General features: G+C 66.8%; 15 protein-coding genes. 6 read left to right on the forward strand and 9 right to left on the reverse strand.

The window, feature by feature from the left end; genetic code table 11:
* Positions 1-163: 163 nt before the first annotated feature.
* A complete protein-coding gene (locus tag OS124_RS25090; protein ID WP_010141099.1) occupies positions 164-844 on the reverse strand; it encodes an EF-hand domain-containing protein in 681 nt (226 codons plus the stop codon).
* A 304-nt stretch (positions 845-1,148) separates the two neighbouring features.
* Here OS124_RS25090 and OS124_RS0117285 point away from each other — a divergent pair, with 304 nt between their 5' ends.
* Together OS124_RS0117285 and OS124_RS0117290 are read left to right on the forward strand one after the other, a co-directional pair.
* Positions 1,149-1,562, forward strand: coding sequence for a DUF983 domain-containing protein (locus OS124_RS0117285; RefSeq protein WP_010141100.1), 414 nt, complete (start codon positions 1,149-1,151; stop codon positions 1,560-1,562).
* A 41-nt stretch (positions 1,563-1,603) separates the two neighbouring features.
* Complete coding sequence (locus OS124_RS0117290; protein WP_010141101.1) at positions 1,604-2,308, forward strand: NUDIX hydrolase; 705 nt, start codon at positions 1,604-1,606, stop codon at positions 2,306-2,308.
* Between the two features lie 59 nt (positions 2,309-2,367).
* Here the strand turns inward: OS124_RS0117290 and OS124_RS0117295 are convergent, their stop codons facing one another.
* Complete coding sequence (locus tag OS124_RS0117295) at positions 2,368-3,249, reverse strand: DMT family transporter (RefSeq protein WP_010141103.1); 882 nt, start codon at positions 3,247-3,249, stop codon at positions 2,368-2,370.
* Between the two features lie 77 nt (positions 3,250-3,326).
* Positions 3,327-3,533 carry a DUF2061 domain-containing protein gene (locus OS124_RS0117300; protein ID WP_029375529.1) on the reverse strand — a complete coding sequence of 69 codons (207 nt, stop codon included), beginning with the start codon at positions 3,531-3,533 and terminating at the stop codon, positions 3,327-3,329.
* A 96-nt stretch (positions 3,534-3,629) separates the two neighbouring features.
* Between OS124_RS0117300 and OS124_RS0117305 the strand changes: the two genes are divergently transcribed.
* Complete coding sequence (locus tag OS124_RS0117305) at positions 3,630-4,487, forward strand: helix-turn-helix domain-containing protein (protein WP_010141104.1); 858 nt, start codon at positions 3,630-3,632, stop codon at positions 4,485-4,487.
* A gap of 105 nt (positions 4,488-4,592) precedes the next feature.
* Here OS124_RS0117305 and OS124_RS0117310 read toward each other — a convergent pair whose 3' ends face one another.
* Positions 4,593-5,636 (reverse strand): aldo/keto reductase, encoded by a 1,044-nt coding sequence (locus OS124_RS0117310; RefSeq protein ID WP_010141105.1) that lies wholly within the window; start codon positions 5,634-5,636, stop codon positions 4,593-4,595.
* A gap of 178 nt (positions 5,637-5,814) precedes the next feature.
* Between OS124_RS0117310 and OS124_RS0117315 the strand changes: the two genes are divergently transcribed.
* The 3 genes from OS124_RS0117315 to metG all read left to right on the forward strand — a co-directional run bounded on the left by OS124_RS0117315 (position 5,815) and on the right by metG (position 9,798).
* Positions 5,815-7,035: an MFS transporter gene (locus OS124_RS0117315; protein ID WP_010141106.1), complete on the forward strand. Its 1,221-nt coding sequence runs from the start codon at positions 5,815-5,817 to the stop codon at positions 7,033-7,035.
* Between the two features lie 144 nt (positions 7,036-7,179).
* Positions 7,180-7,935, forward strand: a complete 756-nt coding sequence (locus tag OS124_RS0117320; RefSeq protein WP_010141107.1) for an SDR family NAD(P)-dependent oxidoreductase — start codon at positions 7,180-7,182, stop codon at positions 7,933-7,935.
* 150 nt (positions 7,936-8,085) lie between these two features.
* Positions 8,086-9,798, forward strand: coding sequence for a methionine--tRNA ligase (gene metG, locus OS124_RS0117325; protein ID WP_010141108.1), 1,713 nt, complete (start codon positions 8,086-8,088; stop codon positions 9,796-9,798).
* Between the two features lie 408 nt (positions 9,799-10,206).
* On the opposite strand, the gene OS124_RS26200 is transcribed toward metG, so the two are convergent.
* The 5 genes from OS124_RS26200 to OS124_RS0117350 all read right to left on the reverse strand — a co-directional run bounded on the left by OS124_RS26200 (position 10,207) and on the right by OS124_RS0117350 (position 16,692).
* On the reverse strand, positions 10,207-12,843 hold the full coding sequence (locus OS124_RS26200) for a methyl-accepting chemotaxis protein (RefSeq protein ID WP_050900921.1): 2,637 nt from the start codon (positions 12,841-12,843) through the stop codon (positions 10,207-10,209).
* A 48-nt stretch (positions 12,844-12,891) separates the two neighbouring features.
* A complete protein-coding gene (locus OS124_RS0117335) occupies positions 12,892-13,476 on the reverse strand; it encodes a hypothetical protein (RefSeq protein WP_040607475.1) in 585 nt (194 codons plus the stop codon).
* Between the two features lie 127 nt (positions 13,477-13,603).
* Positions 13,604-15,082, reverse strand: a complete 1,479-nt coding sequence (locus OS124_RS0117340) for an inorganic phosphate transporter (RefSeq protein WP_010141111.1) — start codon at positions 15,080-15,082, stop codon at positions 13,604-13,606.
* Entirely contained in the window at positions 15,079-15,543 is a 465-nt protein-coding gene (locus OS124_RS0117345) for an NUDIX hydrolase (RefSeq protein ID WP_010141112.1), read from the reverse strand. Before OS124_RS0117345 ends, OS124_RS0117340 begins: the two co-directional genes overlap by 4 nt.
* Before the next feature lie 219 nt (positions 15,544-15,762).
* Positions 15,763-16,692 carry an L-lactate dehydrogenase gene (locus OS124_RS0117350; protein ID WP_010141113.1) on the reverse strand — a complete coding sequence of 310 codons (930 nt, stop codon included), beginning with the start codon at positions 16,690-16,692 and terminating at the stop codon, positions 15,763-15,765.
* Positions 16,693-16,741: the final 49 nt, after the last annotated feature.

Raw genomic sequence — 16,741 nt, forward strand, 5'->3', positions numbered from 1 at the left:
GTGCGTGGCGCCCGGGGCCGGCAGGACAGGGGACGTTCGCCCTGCCGGACCCGGGCCCGCCCGCAGCTCCGGGGGACGGCTGCGGGAGGAACCTGTCACGCCCCTCAGTCCAGGAACGCGACAGGCAGGCCGGCCCGGCCCGAAGGCCGGGAAAGCACATCGGTCAGCCGGCGTCAGGGCCACCGAAGAGGAAGAAGAACGGCGCCATCTGGCGCTCGCCATGGCGGCCTTCGCCGTGTCCGTCGCCATGGCCTTCGCCGTGTCCGTCGCCGCGGGGACCGTGTTCCGGACCGCGCGGTCCGAAGGGCTTGCGCGGACCGCCGTCACGGTCGCCGCCCTCGCCACGGGGACCACGCTCCATCCGCTCGGCCATCTTGGCCTGGGCGGCCTGGAACTCGGCCTCGCTGATCACGCCGTCCTTGTCGGTGTCGATGCGCGAGAACATCCCTTCGGCCCCGCGCGGCGCCTCGGGCGGCATCATCTCCTCGAGGCTCAGCACCCCGTCACCATTGGCATCGGCGCGTTCGAGCATCCGCTCGGCCGCCCGCTGCATCCGCGCCTGGCGCTGCGCCTCGGCGCGGGCTTCCATGGCCGCCACCATCTCGTCGGCCGACAGGGCGCCGTCGCCGTCGGTGTCGGCCTCGGCCAGGCGTTCGGCCATGCGCGCCTTGCCCTGAGCCTGGATTTCCTCCATGCTCAGATTGCCGTCGCCATCCGCGTCGGCCTGGGCGAAATCGAAGATCGGTCCGCGCGGCGGCACCGGGGACTGGCCCTGCTCCTGCGCGAATGCGGAGGTGGCCAGGGCGAGGGCGGTCATGCCGCCGAACAGGATCACGCGTTTCATTTCGTCTACTCCTCTTTCCCTTAGGGGACTGATGCGGCGGGGGGCATCCCGTCGTCATCTGGAGGGTAAAACGGGGCGGCGTGGCAGTTCCGTCGCCGCCCCGGTCGATTTTTTCGCAGATCCCTGCGGGCCGCCACGCGAGCCCCGGCGAAATTTAGTCTAAAACCCTGATATCTTGCGGAAATCAGGCAAACCAAGGATTGGGCGCACCGGCGGCGCTTTGCCTCATGGCACTGATTGCGGCAATCGTGATGATGCAGCGGCGCCCCCGAGAGGCGTCAAACGACCCGAAGGAGATCGCACCATGCAGGACAGCCAGCAGATCGCCCCCCCCGACGCGACCGTCGGGATGGAAGACCGCCCGCTCGGCCCGGCGCTGCGCCGCGGCTGGCGCCGACGGTGCCCGAACTGCGGCTCGGGCCCGATGCTGAAGGGCTACCTGAGCGTACGTGACCACTGCCCCGTCTGCCAGGAAGACCTGTCGCAGCACAGGGCGGACGACGGCCCTGCTTATATGACCATCCTGATCGTCGGCCACCTCTCGGCGCCGCTTCTGGGATCGGTCTGGATGGCCTGGCAACCCGAACCCCTGGTGCTATTCACCATCTTCGCTATTGGCACGGTCGGCCTGTCTCTCTACCTTCTCCCGAGGCTCAAGGGGGCGATGGTCGCCTTCCAGTGGGCCAGGAGGATGCACGGGTTCGGCCGCGGGATCTGATCCCGACGCGGTCTTTCCCCGAAGACTGACCCGGGGGAAGAATGTCGCAGACCGATCCGAAGGCCCTGCCGATCCGCGATGCGGCGACGGTGATCGCCCTGCGCCGCCGCGCCGGCCAACGCGAGGTCCTGATGGGACAACGCGGTGCGGGCGCCGTGTTCATGCCGATGAAGTTCGTCTTTCCCGGCGGCGCGGTCGATCCCGGCGATGCCGAGGTCGCCCTGGCCGCGCCGATCTCGGCCCCCTGCGCCGCGCGCCTGGATCTCGACGCCCCCGAGGGCGCGTCCCGTGCCCTGGCGGCCGCCGCGATCCGGGAGCTTTGGGAGGAGACGGGCCTGGTTCTGGGGCGCCCCGGCACCTGGCCCGATGCGCCGACGGACTGGCAGGGGTTCGCCGCGACCGGCCACCTGCCCGACGCCTCGGCGCTGCGCTTCGTCTTCCGCGCCGTGACGCCTCCCGGGCGCCCGCGCCGCTTCGATGCCCGGTTCTTCACTCTGGACGCCGATCAGGCCATTGCCGGAGACCTCGAGGATTTCTCGGCCGCCAGTGACGAGTTGAGCCACCTGCAGTGGATCCCCTTGCCCGAGGTGCGCCGCTTTGACCTGCCCTTCATCACCGAGGTGGTGCTGGCAGAGGTCGCCGCCCGCGACAGCGCAGAGGCCCCCGAAACCGTGCCCTACTTCACCCAGGACGACGAAGCGCAACTGTTCCATCGGCTCGGCGGCACCTCCCCCCTCACCTTCTGAGGCAAGAGAATTATTGATGATCAGAAGGTTGCGCGTCTTTCCTCAAGCGGATCGGCACCTCAGCCCAGGATGATCAGCCCCAGCACCGAGGCGGTGATCAGGGCGATCCCGCCGAATTCCTTGGCCGAGATCCTCTCTCGGAAGAAGAGTACCGAGGCCAGCAGCGAGAGCACAACTTCGAACTGGCCGACCGCGTAGACCAGCGCGGCGTTCTGCAGGGTGAACCCCGCGAACCAGCAGTAGGAGCCCGCCACCGAGGTCAGCCCGACCCAGATCGTGCGACGCCAGCCGAGCACGACACGGGTGATCTCTCCGCGTTCGGCCAGGGCCAGCCAGGCCCCCAGCAGAAGGACCTGAGAGGTGACCACGATCAGCAGCGTCAGCAGCGCCCGCGTGGCCGGTTCCGCGGGTACAAGAAGGGTCGCTCCGCGGATGGTCACCCCGGACAGGGCGAAGAACAACCCCGAGGTCACCCCCAGCACGGCGGCGCGATTTGCAAATCGTTTCAACCCCTTGCCCCCTGGCAGATCGGTCAGAAGCAAAACCCCCGCCAGCCCGGCGAGGATCGCAGCCAGGGCCAGGGCGCTGATGCTTTCCCCCAGGATCGCAAGGCCGACAAAGGCCGTCAGCAGCACTTCGGTTTTCTTCAGGGTGACCCCGACGGCGAAGTTCCGGCTCTTGAAGATCGCGACGACGCAGATGGTGGCCAGGATCTGGGTCACGCCTCCGATCAGCGCGTAGAGCCAGAAGAGGGGCGGCACCACCGGGAAGCTGCCACCCTGCAGGGCAAAGGCCAGCCAGACCAGCGGCGCGGCCCAGAGAAACCGGGCGAATGTGGCGCCTGCAGCGCTCAGTCCATTCGCGGAGAGCTGCTTTTGCAACATGAAACGGGCGGTCTGGAAAACGACCGCAGCGAGGGTGAAGAAGATCCAGGCGCTCATGCCCCCTCATGCGCCATTCCCCGGGAACCTGCCAGAGCCGATCTCACATGACCCTTGCAGTCTGACGGTCGGGCGGTTCAGACGTCCGGCCGCCCCCAGGCGATGCGGGCCCAGATCCGTTCATAGATCAGGTAGCAGACCAGTCCGAGGCCGGCATTGGCCAGCGCCATCAGACCTCCAGTGGCGAGTGACCCGGTGAAAGCCAGCCCAACGAGGCTCATCGTGACGAAGCCGAGCGCCGTCCATAGAATGCCCTTGAGCAAGCTGCGTGTCGTTGTTTCCATGATCGTCCCCTTTGGCACCAAGGTAGGGGGTCAGGACAGGACCCGGAACTCGGGATCTTGTTAACAAGTCCCGCGCTTCGTGATTTAATTCACGGCATGGCAGAGAAAATCGACAAACGTGATCGCGCCCAGCTGTTTCGACAACGGCTGAAGGACGCCATGGTGCAACGCGGCGCCACGCAAAGCGCCCTGGCGCGGCGGGTGGGTGTGGACCGTTCCACCATCTCGCAATTGCTCTCGGGGGACAGCCCCAGGCTGCCCAATGCCCAGGTGGTCGCGGAATGCGCCTCGGCGCTTGGCGTTTCGGCGGACTGGTTACTGGCCCTGTCGGAGCGACCGGAGACCGCAGCAGATGTTCTGGCGGGGACGGCACGGATGACCGAGGCCGCCCGGGCGTTGATCGACGAACAGATCTTCGCTTGGCACCAGGAGGCCGAGGGCTACAAGATTCGCCACGTGCCGGCCGCCCTGCCCGACATGCTGAAGACCGACGCCCTTCTCGAATGGGAATATTCGCCCCACCTGGGACGCACGACGCAGCAGGCCATCGGTGCCTCCGCGGACAGGCTGAGCTGGATGCGCAATGCCTCGTCGGACTACGAGATCGCCCTGCCGCGCCACGAGATGATCGCCTTCGCCACCGCGACCGGATATTACGCGGATGTTCCAGCCGATATCCGTGCCGAGCAGATTGACCGCTTCGCAGACCTTCTGGAAAGCCTCTATCCCCGGATGCGCCTTTCTCTGTTCGACGCGCGACGGCTGTTCTCGGCCCCCGTGACAATCTTCGGGCCGCTGCTTTCGGTGCTCTACATCGGACAGAGCTACATCGCCTTTCGCGACACCGAAAGGGTGCAGGCCCTGACCGCACATTTCGACCTGCTGGTGCGTGAAGCCTCGGTCTCATCCCGGGCGTTGCCCGAGTACCTGCGCGAACTCAAGGACTGGATCTGACAGCAGACAGAAAGCAAAAACACTTTCATATCAAGCCTATGTCAGTCGATCTTAATCCCGGGGACAAGAGATCCGGTGACGAACGGCCATGCAGGGGCTGGCCCCTCAGAATGGCATCGGGTGCGCCTTGTGGACCGCGTCGAGATCTTTCAGCACCTCGTCGGAGAGGGTCAGATCAACGCCATCGAGGATGCGATCGAGTTGCTCCATGTCGGTGGCTCCGAAGATCACCGAAGCGGTGAAGGGGCGCTGCGCCACCCAGGCAAGGCACATGGCGACCGTGTCCAGGTCATGCTTGAAGGCCACGTCGATGTAGTCGTCAACGGCAGCGAAGGCGCGCTTGGTCGCCCGTCCGCCAAGTTCAGAGGTCAGCGTGATACGCGATCCCTTGGGGCGCGCCCGGCCCTGATACTTGCCGGTCAACAGGCCCGTCGCCAGCGGCGAATAGGCCATGAGACCCACGCCCTCCATCAGGCAAAGCTCGGCCAGGTCGGTATCGAAATGGCGGCAGAGCAGCGAGTATTCATTCTGGATCGTTGCCGGGCGAAGGACACCATCACCCGCGAGGCGCAGGTATTGCGCCATGCCCCAGGCCGTCTCATTGCTGAGCCCGAAAGCCCGGATTGTCCCGCGTTTGCGTTCCTTTTCAAGCGCTTCCAGGCATTCCTGAAGGTTCTCAAGGACCGACTCGCGATGCAGGCCGGAGGGATCATAGCCCCAGTTCTTGCGGAAGTGATAGGAACCGCGATTGGGCCAATGGAACTGGTAAAGGTCGATATAATCGGTCTTCAGCCGCCGCAACGACCCTTCGATCGCCTCGTTGATCGTCCGGGCCGAGATCGGCGCCCCCTCGCGGATCATCTTCTGCCCCTCGCCGGCATGCTTGGTGGCGATCACCACCTCCGAGCGATGGCCCCGGCTCTTTTCCAGCCAGAGGCCGATGATACGCTCAGTGCGGCCGATGGTCTCTTCCCGCACGGGGTTGACCGGATAGACTTCTGCGGTGTCGAGGAAGTTGATGCCACGGGCCAGGGCGGCGTCGATCTGCTGATGCGCGTCCTTGCTGCGGGTCTGATTGCCCCAGGTCATCGAGCCGAGGCAATAGTTCGACACCTCGATCCCCGTGCGGCCTAGCTTTACCTTGCGCATGTCCCGTCCGTTCGCAGCTTTCCAATCATCCTGAGGCCAGAAGGTTACGAAATTCCTGAAGGTTGCAAGGCGAATTCCTGCAATTGCGCCTATCCCGCAACATCGGCAAGGGGCTGAAAACGCCACCGAATGTCGCCGGAAGGCTGGCATTGCCCCGGCACCTGGGCGAGGAAGGGACATGCGTTTTGTGCTCAGCCTCTCGGCCCTCTTCCTGTCAGTCATCCTTCTGCAACTCTCTTCGGGCGGGGTCGGCCCGCTGGACGCGCTTTCCGGGCTGGCACTGGGCTTTACCCGGGGCGAGATCGGCATGCTGGGCTCGGCCCATTTCGTCGGTTTCTTCATCGGGTGCTGGGGCGCCCCGCGCCTGCTGGGACGGGTCGGTCACGCACGCGCCTTCGCGGCCTTCACCGCCCTCGGGGCCATCGGGCTGATGGGCCACATGATGCTGGTCGATCCCTGGGCCTGGGCGGCCATGCGCGTCGCCTCGGGGATCTGCATCGCCGGCTGCTACACGGTGATCGAAGGCTGGCTGATGGCGCGGATGGAGAACTCCGACCGGGGCCGCGCCACCAGCCTCTACCGGATCGCCGACATGGGCGCGGCCCTGGTCGCGCAACTGCTGATCGGGGTGCTGACCCCGGCCTCCTACATCTCGTACAACGTGCTGGCGATCCTCTGCTGCGCCGCCCTGCTGCCCCTCGCGCTGAGCAAGGCCCCCCAGCCGGTGCTCTCGGAAGCGCCGCGCCTGTGCCCGATGCTGGCCTGGCAGCGCTCGCCCCTGGCGGCCTTCGCGGTGGTCGTCTCGGCGCTCTCGGCGGCGACCTTCCGCATGGTCGGCCCCCTCTACGGACAGGAGATCGGCCTGACCGCCAGCCAGATCGCCTGGTTCCTCGCCCTGTTCATCCTGGGCGGCGCGCTGGCCCAGTATCCGACCGGCTGGCTGGCCGACAAGTACGACCGCCGCAAGGTGCTGGTCGGTATCTCGCTGGCGGCCATGGCCTCGTGCCTGGCCTCTGCGCTGACCATCACCGGACCGGAAGCGGCGATGATCAACGGCTTCATCTTCGGCGTCGCGACCTACCCGGTCTATTCGGTCGCCCTCGCCCATGCCCACGACTTCGCCGAAAGCCACGAGCGCGCCGAGCTGTCGGCCGCCCTCCTCTTTGCCTATGCCCTCGGGGCGATCTCCGCGCCCTGGCTGGCCTCGCAGCTGATCGGCCTGTTCGGGCCGGCCTCGATCTACGGCATGGTCGCGGCGGGCCATGCGGCCCTGCTGATCTTCGGGCTGATGCGGATGCGGGCCCGCCCTGCTCCGAAAAGCCGCACCCAGTATATCTACGCTCCGCGCACCACCTTCCTTGTCGGTCGCCTGTTGCGGGGACTGCGCGAAAAGCCCTGACCCGCCGTTTGGGCAGGTCGGCCTGCGCACATGCGCGCAGCCTTGAGGGGTACCAATCGGCCCAGCCGGCTCCATATCGAAAGGAACGGTGGACTTGATCAACTGAATGGGATCAAGCCCCCGGTGACTGGAAGGAGTTTTGACATGGAACTGGATTTTGCCGGCAAGACGGCCATCGTGACGGGTGCGGCCTCGGGCATCGGCGCGGCGATCGCAGAGGCCCTGGCGGCCTCGGGTGCCACGGTCGTGGTCGCAGACCTCAAGCAGGAGGCCGCAGAGGCCGAGGTGGCGAAGATCGAAGCGGCGGGCGGCAAGGCCCTGGCCTTCGAGGGCAACGTGGCGGATCCGGCCTCGGTCGAGGCGATGGTGGCCTTCGCCGAAGAGAAGACCGGCGCCTTGCATCTGCTGGTCAACAACGCCGGCATCGGCGGGGCCGCAGCACCGGTCGGAGAGTACCCGGTCGACAGCTGGAAGCAGGTGATCGATGTCAACCTGAACGGCGTCTTCTACGGCATCCGCTTCGCGGTTCCGGCCATGAAGAAAGCCGGCGGCGGGGCCATCGTGAACATTGCCTCGGTGCTCGGCTCCGTCGGGATCGCCAATTCCTCGGCCTATGTGACCGCCAAGCACGCTGTCGTCGGGCTGACCAAGAACGCGGCCCTGGAGCATGCGGCCGACAACATCCGGGTGACCGCCGTGGGTCCGGGCTTTATCCACACGCCGCTGGTCGACAGCAACCTGGACGCCGAGACCCAGGACTTCCTGGCCAGCCAGCATGCCTTCAACCGCCTCGGCACCCCCGGGGAAGTGGCCTCTCTGGTGCTCTTCCTGCTGTCGGACCAGGCGAGCTTCGTCACCGGATCCTACCACCTGGTCGACGGCGGCTACGCGGCCCGCTGACACGGAAGGCACCGACGCCCACCCTGCGTCGGGCACATTTGAGCCAGGATGAAGGGCTGCCCGCGCGGGCAGCCCTTTTTATTCGCGACAGGGCGGGCTAAGAGGCTGGTCAGCCCCCTCGGGGAAAGCAGCGATTTCAAGGAGGCGTCCATGGCGCGGCATCTCATCACCTCGGCGATCCCCTACATCAACGGGATCAAGCACCTCGGCAATCTCGTCGGCTCTCAGCTGCCGGCGGATCTTTATGCCCGTTACCTGCGCGGACGCGGCAACGAGGTGCTCTTCCTCTGTGCCACCGACGAGCATGGCACCCCGGCCGAACTGGCCGCGGCCAAGGCCGGCAAGCCGGTGGCCGAATACTGCGCCGAGATGCACGAGGTCCAGGCCGGGATCGCCGAAGGCTTCCGCCTCAGCTTCGATCACTTCGGACGCTCCTCCTCGGCGCGCAACCACGCGCTGACCCAGCACTTCGCCGGGGTCCTGGCCGAGAAAGGCCTGATCCGCGAAGTCAGCGAGACGCAGATGTATTCGCCCACCGACGGGCGCTACCTGCCGGACCGCTATATCGAGGGCACCTGCCCCAATTGCGGTTTCGACAGTGCCCGTGGCGACCAGTGCGACAACTGCACCAAGCAGCTTGACCCGGTCGACCTGATCAACCCGCATTCCACCATCTCGGGCGCCACCGACCTTGAGATGCGCGAGACCAAGCATCTGTATCTCTGCCAATCCGTCATGAAGGCCGAGATCGAGGCCTGGATCGACAGCAAGACTGACTGGCCCGTGCTGACCACCTCGATCGCCAAGAAGTGGCTGAACGACGGCGACGGGCTGCAGGACCGCGGCATCACCCGTGACCTCGACTGGGGCATCCCGGTGAAGAAGGGCGACGCGGACTGGCCGGGCATGGAGGGCAAGGTCTTCTACGTCTGGTTCGACGCGCCGATCGAATATATCGCCTGCGCCCAGGAATGGGTCGATGCGGGCAAGGGCGAGGACTGGGCGCGCTGGTGGCGCACCGACAAGGGCGCGCAAGACGTGACCTACACCCAGTTCATGGGCAAGGATAACGTCCCCTTCCACACCCTGACCTTCCCGGCCACGATCCTCGGCTCGGGCGAGCCCTGGAAACTGGTCGACTACATCAAGAGCTTCAACTACCTGAATTACGAGGGCGGCCAGTTCTCGACCTCGCGCGGGCGCGGCGTCTTCATGGACCAGGCGCTCGAGGTGCTGCCTTCGGATTACTGGCGCTGGTGGCTGTTGAGCCATGCCCCCGAAAGCTCGGACGCCGAGTTCACCTGGGAGAATTTCCAGGCCTCGGTGAACAAGGACCTGGCCGATGTGCTGGGCAATTTCGTCAGCCGGGTGACCAAGTTCTGCCGTTCGAAATTCGGCGAGGTCGTGCCGGAGGGCGGCGCCCATGGCGCGGCCGAAGAAGCGCTGATCGCCGAGCTGTCGGACCGGGTGCGCCGCTACGAAACCCTGATGGACGCCATGGAAGTGCGCAAGTCGGCGCAGGAGCTGCGGGCGATCTGGGCGGCCGGCAACGAATACCTGCAAAGCGCCGCCCCCTGGGCCGTGTTCAAGGAAGATCCCGCGCAGGCGGCTGCCATCGTGCGCCTGTCGCTGAACCTGATCCGTCTCTACGCCGTGCTCTCGGCGCCCTTCATTCCCGATACTGCCGCGGTTCTGAAAGAGGCGCTGAAACTCGACGGGCTGGACTGGCCCGGTGATTTGCCCGAGGCGCTTTCGGCCCTGTCGGCGGGGGCAGAGTTCTCGGTACCCGAGAACCTCTTCCGCAAGATCACCGATGAAGAGCGCGAAGACTGGCAAAAGCGTTTCAGCGGCAAGCGCGACTGATCAGCCAGGGTCGGCCCAGGCCGGCCCGACGCGCCCTCTCCCAAGGGCTTCGGGCTTCGGGCTTCGGGCTTCGGGCTTCGGGCTTCGGGCTTCGGGCTTCGGGCTTCGGGCTTCGGGCTTCGGGCTTCGGGCTTCGGGCTTCGGAAGCAAGTCTCACGCGCAGACTCTGTCAAGAGCCAAGCGTAAAGTCCTGCTGGTCTCGGCGGCGGGATCCGGGCTCAGTCCCGCCCGAGGTCTCAGCGACGCACGGTGAGCGACCGGAGCCTCGCGTCCTCTTAGCATGTGGCCGAGTGAAAGCCCCTGGATGAATGCCGCGTTCTCTACCGAGCAGAGTTTCCTCACTCCGGGTGCAGACGCAGGCACTCGCTGTGATCAGTGCAAAGTGGCCTAGCGCCAGAGCAGTCCACCTCAGAACTCTTCCCAACTTGCACTCTTTGGTGCAGCCATGCGGGTCGCGCCATTTGACATTGCAGCGATACGCGGCAGAGCCTCCACCTCCGCCTGGGCAGAAAGTTTCGGCGCTGACGCGGTTTGCCCCCTGCCCTGGGCCCGCTTCCGGGCCGACGGAATGCGCTGATCCTCGACGCGGAAGCGACTGGCAGCCTCGACCAGGGCATCGACTTCGGACGTCAGCGCATGGCTTGCCGCTGTCGTTTCTTCGAACATGGCAGAGTTCTGCTGCGTGACCTGATCCAGGTCGTTCATGGCCGAGTTGATCTCGTTCAGGCCGCTGGCCTGTTCCCGGGCCGAGCTGGCGATGGCGGACACGCGGCTCGATATGTCGACGACAGAGGTGACGATCTCTCCCAGTGCCTCGCCAGTGCGGCCGACCAGCTCGACACTGGACCTGACGTGATTGCCGGAACTGGAAATCAGCTGATTGATCTCGCGCGCCGCGTCAGAGGATCGTTGGGCCAGCGCGCGCACTTCCGTGGCGACGACCGCGAAACCGCGCCCGGCCTCGCCGGCCCGTGCGGCCTCGACCCCGGCGTTGAGGGCCAGCAGATTGGTCTGAAAGGCAATGTCGTCGATGACGCCGGTGATCTTCGATATTTCCTTGGAGGAGGTCTTGATCGCATCCATGGCGACCACCGCCTGGCGGGCGACCTCGCCCCCGGTTTCCGCCTTGCCCTGGGCCCCCTTCGCGATCTGGCTGGCCTCGTCCGCGCCCGACGCGGCGGACTTCACCGATGCGGTCAATTGGTCCAGCGCGGCCGCGGTCTCTTCCAGGGTGGCGGCCTGCTTCTCCGTCCGGCGAGCAAGGTCATCGGCGGCATTGCTGATCTCACCAGTTTCATGACGGATCGAGTCGGAATTCCGGATGACCGCGCCCATGGCCGCATGCAGGGCTGCGACCGCCTGGTTGAAATTGGTCCTCAGCTGCTCGTACTCGGCCCGGAAGCTGTCGTCGATCGAGACGGTCAGATCACCCTCCGCAAGCTGGCGCAGACCGACCTTCAAGCGATCGACGACCACCTGTTGTTGTTCCGCGGCATCGCGCCGTTCGGCCTCGGCCTCGCGCATAGCGATATGGCTGTCGGTGATGTCAGAGCCTATGAACACCATGCGCTCGATCTCTCCGTTGGCGTCGATCAGCGGGCTAACGCTGCCCTCGACATAGACCTCGCCCTGGCCGAGCGTCACCCGGAACTTGCCACTGATCGCCATGCCCTGCTTTAGCTTGCGCCGCTCCTGGCTGCGGAAGTCGTCGGTCACGCCCACCCATTGCAACAGATCCACCGCCGCGACACCCTGCAGCGCCGAGAGATTGGTGCCCAGAAGGTCCAGCAGCCGGGCGTTGCAGGAGGCCAGCCGCTGGTTGCCGTCAAAGTCGATCCGCAACTGATGCGCCTCGATCGAGCCGAGCACCGCCTCGTTCAGCTTCACCACCGATATGTCCGTCAGCTCGATCACATGGCCGATTGCCTGCGCCGCGCTGTCCTGCACCCGGTTGATATAGACCGAAATCAACCGGTCCCCCCAACGGACCTCGCCGGAATAGGGCAACGTCCGGTGCCCCTTCTCGAGATCCGCAAGCACGGGACCGATGCCGGGCAAATTCCCCGCGGGCTTGTCCGACAGGGCCGCCAGGTCGAAGCCCGGCCAGCTGTCCCGCAGCACGGCTGCGCAGGAGTCCAGGATCTTCAGGCAGGCCGGGTTGGCAAAGGCGATCAGCTGATCCTTGTCCAGCAACATCAGGGCCGACCCCGAGGTATCGACCGCCGCACTCTTGAAGGCATTCTCCCGGGCCGTCGACTGGGCTGCACGCAACCCGTCGCGGAAGCGCTGCAAACGACGGGCGATGCGGCCGATCTCGTCTCCGCGGCGCGTGCCGTGGATCTGGACGCCGTACTGCCCCTGGGCAACGTCGTTCATCTGGTCCGCGACCCCTTGCAGCGGGCGCGAGATATAGCGGTAAAAGAGCACCGCAGCCGCCACCAGCGCAACCAGGAAGATGCCCAGGCTGGCCAGGGTGGCGCCCAGCATGTCCTGCATCGCCTCGGCGAGCCGCAACTCGGGGGTCCACTGGCTGGCGAAGGCCCCGACCAACGCATTGTCGGGACCATAGGTGACCGGCGCGACCCAGAGGCCCGCTTCGGGATCCGCCAAGGCGCGGCCTTCCGACATGCCCTGCTGCGCCAGGGCAAGCAGCGGCCCGGGGGTGAAACCGTCGATACCCGCCTCGTACATCACCTCGCCATCGGCGCCCAGCAACAGGACCCCCAGCACATCGCCGCCCAGTTCCTGTACGAAACTGTCCAGCTGCGGGACGACAGCCTCGGCGCGGCCGAACTTGGCCGCCCCAGAGACTGTTCCCGCGATGCTCTTGGTCGCTTCGACCGCACGGATCGCGGTCCAGGCCTCGATACTGCGCACCGTGTGTCTGAGCCACAGAGCCTGCGAGAAGGCCACGACGATCAGGATGCAGACGGCAACGATTGCCGTGGCCCGGAAGAAGGTCGTACGGAAGAAGGGGATCGGCCCCGTCCGCGGCTGCGGCATTGCCGTTGTGTCCGACTCGCTCTGCTTTGGCGGCGTCTTCATGGGCGGGTCCTTCCCTTCAGGTCACGGCCAGGCGGGCAGGTCCGGCGGTCAGTAAAGCATGTCGGCGTTCAGGCCGACGGTGACGGCGCCGATCACCTCACGCGTGTCGGGATCCATGATCGAAACCGAGATCTGTCCCAGGTAGGCCTGGACGGACTCGTCGAACTCCACGTCGCCGACATGGACGGCGCCAGGCCCGACCGCGAAGGTCTCGGTGAACTTCTCTTCGTCGCCCTGCCAGTAGTCAGAGGTCGCACCGGTGGCTGCGACATTCAGGCCATTGGCATCCATCAGGAAAATCTCGCTGATGGCCCCGGCGGTGTCATGGGCGCGCTGGCGCAGGAAGTCCGATGCGGGATGCGACAGCACCTCATCCACCAGGGGCTGGGTGCCGGTACCGACCTGGGCACGCCATTCCTGGTCAAGCGCGTCGATGCGCTCTTGCGGCAACTGCCCAAGCCGTTCGTTCTGCGAGCGGATAGCATCGATCACGACCGGGTCGAAGGCCCAGATCAGCACCTCGCTTTCCAGATAGTCGCGCATCGAGGTTTCGTAGGGGTTGGCCTGCACGGGCGTGGAAAGCGGCAGCAGGGCGAGGGCCGAAACGGCCAGCATGGTACGATAAAGGGTCATCTGAGGGTCCCGATTGGCTGAAGATCGGGCGGACCATGGCCCGCAAAGGCTTTCGTCCGGCTTAATGCCCCTGCACTCCGTCCCCCTCCGCCCCCGGTCTCTTGCTAAAATGCGTTCTATTCCGGCTTCAGGCGACGCCGGAAAGCAGCCTCACCAGGGTAAAGACCAGCGCCGAGATCAGCCCCGCGCAGGGCAATGTCACCAGCCAGGCACCGAGGATGGTCATGAAGTGCGAGCGTCGCACCAGCCGGCGCCGGCGACGTTCCTGCACCGGGAAACGCCGGGCGGGATCTGGGTTGCGCGGCTGGGTGAACCATTCACGGAAGAAGCCGACGCCGAAGACGCCTCCGATGGCGATATGGGTCGAGCTGACGGGCAGGCCGAAGGCCGAGGCCAGGATCACCGTCATCGCCGCCGACAGGGCGATGCAGAAGGCGCGCACCGGGTTCAGGCGGGTGATCTCCTGGCCGACCATGCGGATCAACCGCGGCCCGAACATCATCAACCCGACCGAGATCCCGGCCGCGCCGATCAGCAGCACCCAGAACGGCAGGGAGACGAATTCCGACGCCACGCCGGAGCGTTGCCATTCCACCAGCGCCGCCAGCGGGCCGACGGCATTGGCCACGTCGTTGGCGCCGTGGGCGAAGGAGAGCAGCGCCGCCGAGATCACCAGTGGCAGCCGGAACAGCACCTTCATCGCGCCGCGCCGGTTCTCGAGCCCCTGCGCCTGGCGCGCCACCGCCGGGATCGACAGGCGCCAGCTGAGCAGGCCGAGGCCAAGCCCGACCAGCGCGATCAGGCCCGGCGCGAAACTGCGCCCGAGGTGAAGGGGCAGCTTCAGCATCAGGTAGGCCGAGAAGGCCCCGGCCATCAGGCCGATCAGCCGCGGCAACCAGCGCTGCGCCGCACCGATCTTGTCCTCTCGGTCGAGGATCCTCCAGGTGATCACCGCGAGCAGCGCCCCCGCCACCAGCGCCCCCAGCAGGGGCGAGAGCACCCAGCCAAGCGCCACCAGCCCGAGGGTCTGCCAGCTCAGCGCCGCAAGGCCACCGGCGGCGGCGGCGGCACCGATCATGCCGCCGATCACTGCCTGGGTGGTCGACACCGGCGCGCCGATCCAGGTCGCCACGTTGACCCAGAGCGCAGCGCCCAGCAGGGCGGCGATCATCGCCGGGGCGAAGGCGGGCGAGGCCGAGACCAAGTCGAAATCGAGAATGCCCCGGGACAGCGTTTCGACCACCTCGTGGCCGGCCAGCAGCGCCCCGGCGGATTCGCAGATCACCGCCAGGGTGATCGCCCCCGCCATCGGCAGCGCCCCCGACCCCACGGCGGGCCCCATGTTGTTGGCCACGTCGTTGGCGCCGATGTTCAGTGCCATGTAGGCCGCCAGCGCCGAGGCGGCGACGATCACCATCGTGCCCGGCTCGCGCCCCGTGACCAGCAGCGTCACCAGCATCGACACCACGATGAAGGCCAGCGACACCCCCACCCCGAGCAGCGGCCGCGACAGGTGGATCGCCCCGGCCTCCAGCACCGAGACCCGTTCCAGATCGCGGTCGAGACTGCGCCATTCCCCGGTACCGCGCCGCCCGGGAGGCCTCATTCCGCCGCCTCGCGCCGGAACCGGGCCAGCAGAGCGGCCAGCTCGGGCTCTGCCACCGACGAGGCCGCCTCGGCGGGGGTCATCCAGTGGCGCTTGCGCTGCCCCTTCTCGGGGTAGTCGTCATGCAGCCCCGACACCGGGATGGCGAAGACCTCGACCCGGGTCGGCACCGGCAGGCCGCCGTCCAGGCGCTTGTGATAATGATAGCGACCGACCAGCTCGGGCCGGCCACAAGGCTTGATGCCGGCCTCTTCCCAGGCTTCCTCGAGCGCGGTGCCACCGGCGTCATGGCCACGCTTGGGCCAGCCCTTGGGCAGCACCCAGCGTCCGGTATCGCGCGAGGTGATGAGCAGGATGCGCAACTTGCTGCCGTCGCCCCGGTGGCACAGCGCCGCCACCTGGTAACGGGCGGGCCGCGCCAGCACCGGCAGCAGGACTGAGTTCCAGAATTGCCTCAACATCTCACACCTATCGCGGCCCGGGGCCGTCGGTTCTTGGTTCGGTCTCTCTGGACCGCTTTCGCTGCCCCGGCGTGCAGGGTCATACGAATGACGCCCGGGAAAGGATCGGGATTGCTACCAGATCCCCCGCCGATTGTGCAAGACCTGCATGAAGCCCGCTTGACAGCCTGCGGATCGGGCGTTCGAAGGTACCCGCGGTCCGGCCACTGACGCGGCGTCTCACGCCAGCTCCGCTGCGGTGTCGCGCAACAGTTCGGCCGAGGCGCGCAGGGCCGTGGCCTCGGCATAAGAGAGATGCGGGATCAGCGTTTCGCTCACCCCGCCCCGCCCGACCACGCGCGGCAGTGAGAGGGTGACATCGCGCACCCCCTCCACCTCTGCCACCCGTGCCGAGACGGTCAGCACCGCGCGCTGGTCATCGCGGATTGCCTGCACGATGCGTGCCAGCCCGGCGCCGATGCCGTACCAGGTGGCGCCCTTGCCCTCGATGATCTTGTAGGCGGCGCGGCGGACGTTCTGGTCGATCTCGTGGCGCACCGCCTCGCTGATCGGCCGGCCCAGCTGGTCGGCCACGTCGTCCAGGGTCTCGCAGCCCGAGCGCGCCGAGGACCAGGCCAGCACCTCGCTGTCGCCATGTTCGCCCAGCACATAGGCATGCACCGACTGCGCCGCGACGTTCAGGTGACGCCCCAGCAGGTAGCGGAAGCGCGCGGTGTCCAGGATGGTGCCCGAGCCGAAGACGCGCCCCTCGGGCAGGCCCGACAGCTTCAGCGCCACTTCGGTCATGATGTCGACGGGGTTCGAGGCGATCAGCAGGATCGCGTCAGGCGCCGCCTTGCCGGTCTGCGAAAGCACATCGGCGAAGACCTCGGCATTGCGCCCGAGCAGCGACAGGCGGCTCTCGCCCGGCGTCTGCGGCACCCCGGCGGCGAGGATGATCACATCGGCCCCCGCCAGCGCCTGATAGTCGCCGGCAGAGACCTGGGTGGGCTGGGCGAAGGGCATGGCATGGGCGATGTCCTCGGCCTGGGCCAGGGCAAGGGCCGGATTGTGATCGACCAGCACCACCTCGCTGGCGACCCCGCGCATGACCAGCGCGAAACCTGCCGAAGACCCCACCATCCCCGCGCCGACGATTCCGACCTTCATCCCCTGCCCCTTCCATTGCGGTTCCCGGCCCGCCGCCGGCCCAGCCGCC

It is taken from the genome of Oceanicola sp. S124 (genome assembly GCF_000220565.1).
GTDB lineage: Bacteria > Pseudomonadota > Alphaproteobacteria > Rhodobacterales > Rhodobacteraceae > Pseudooceanicola.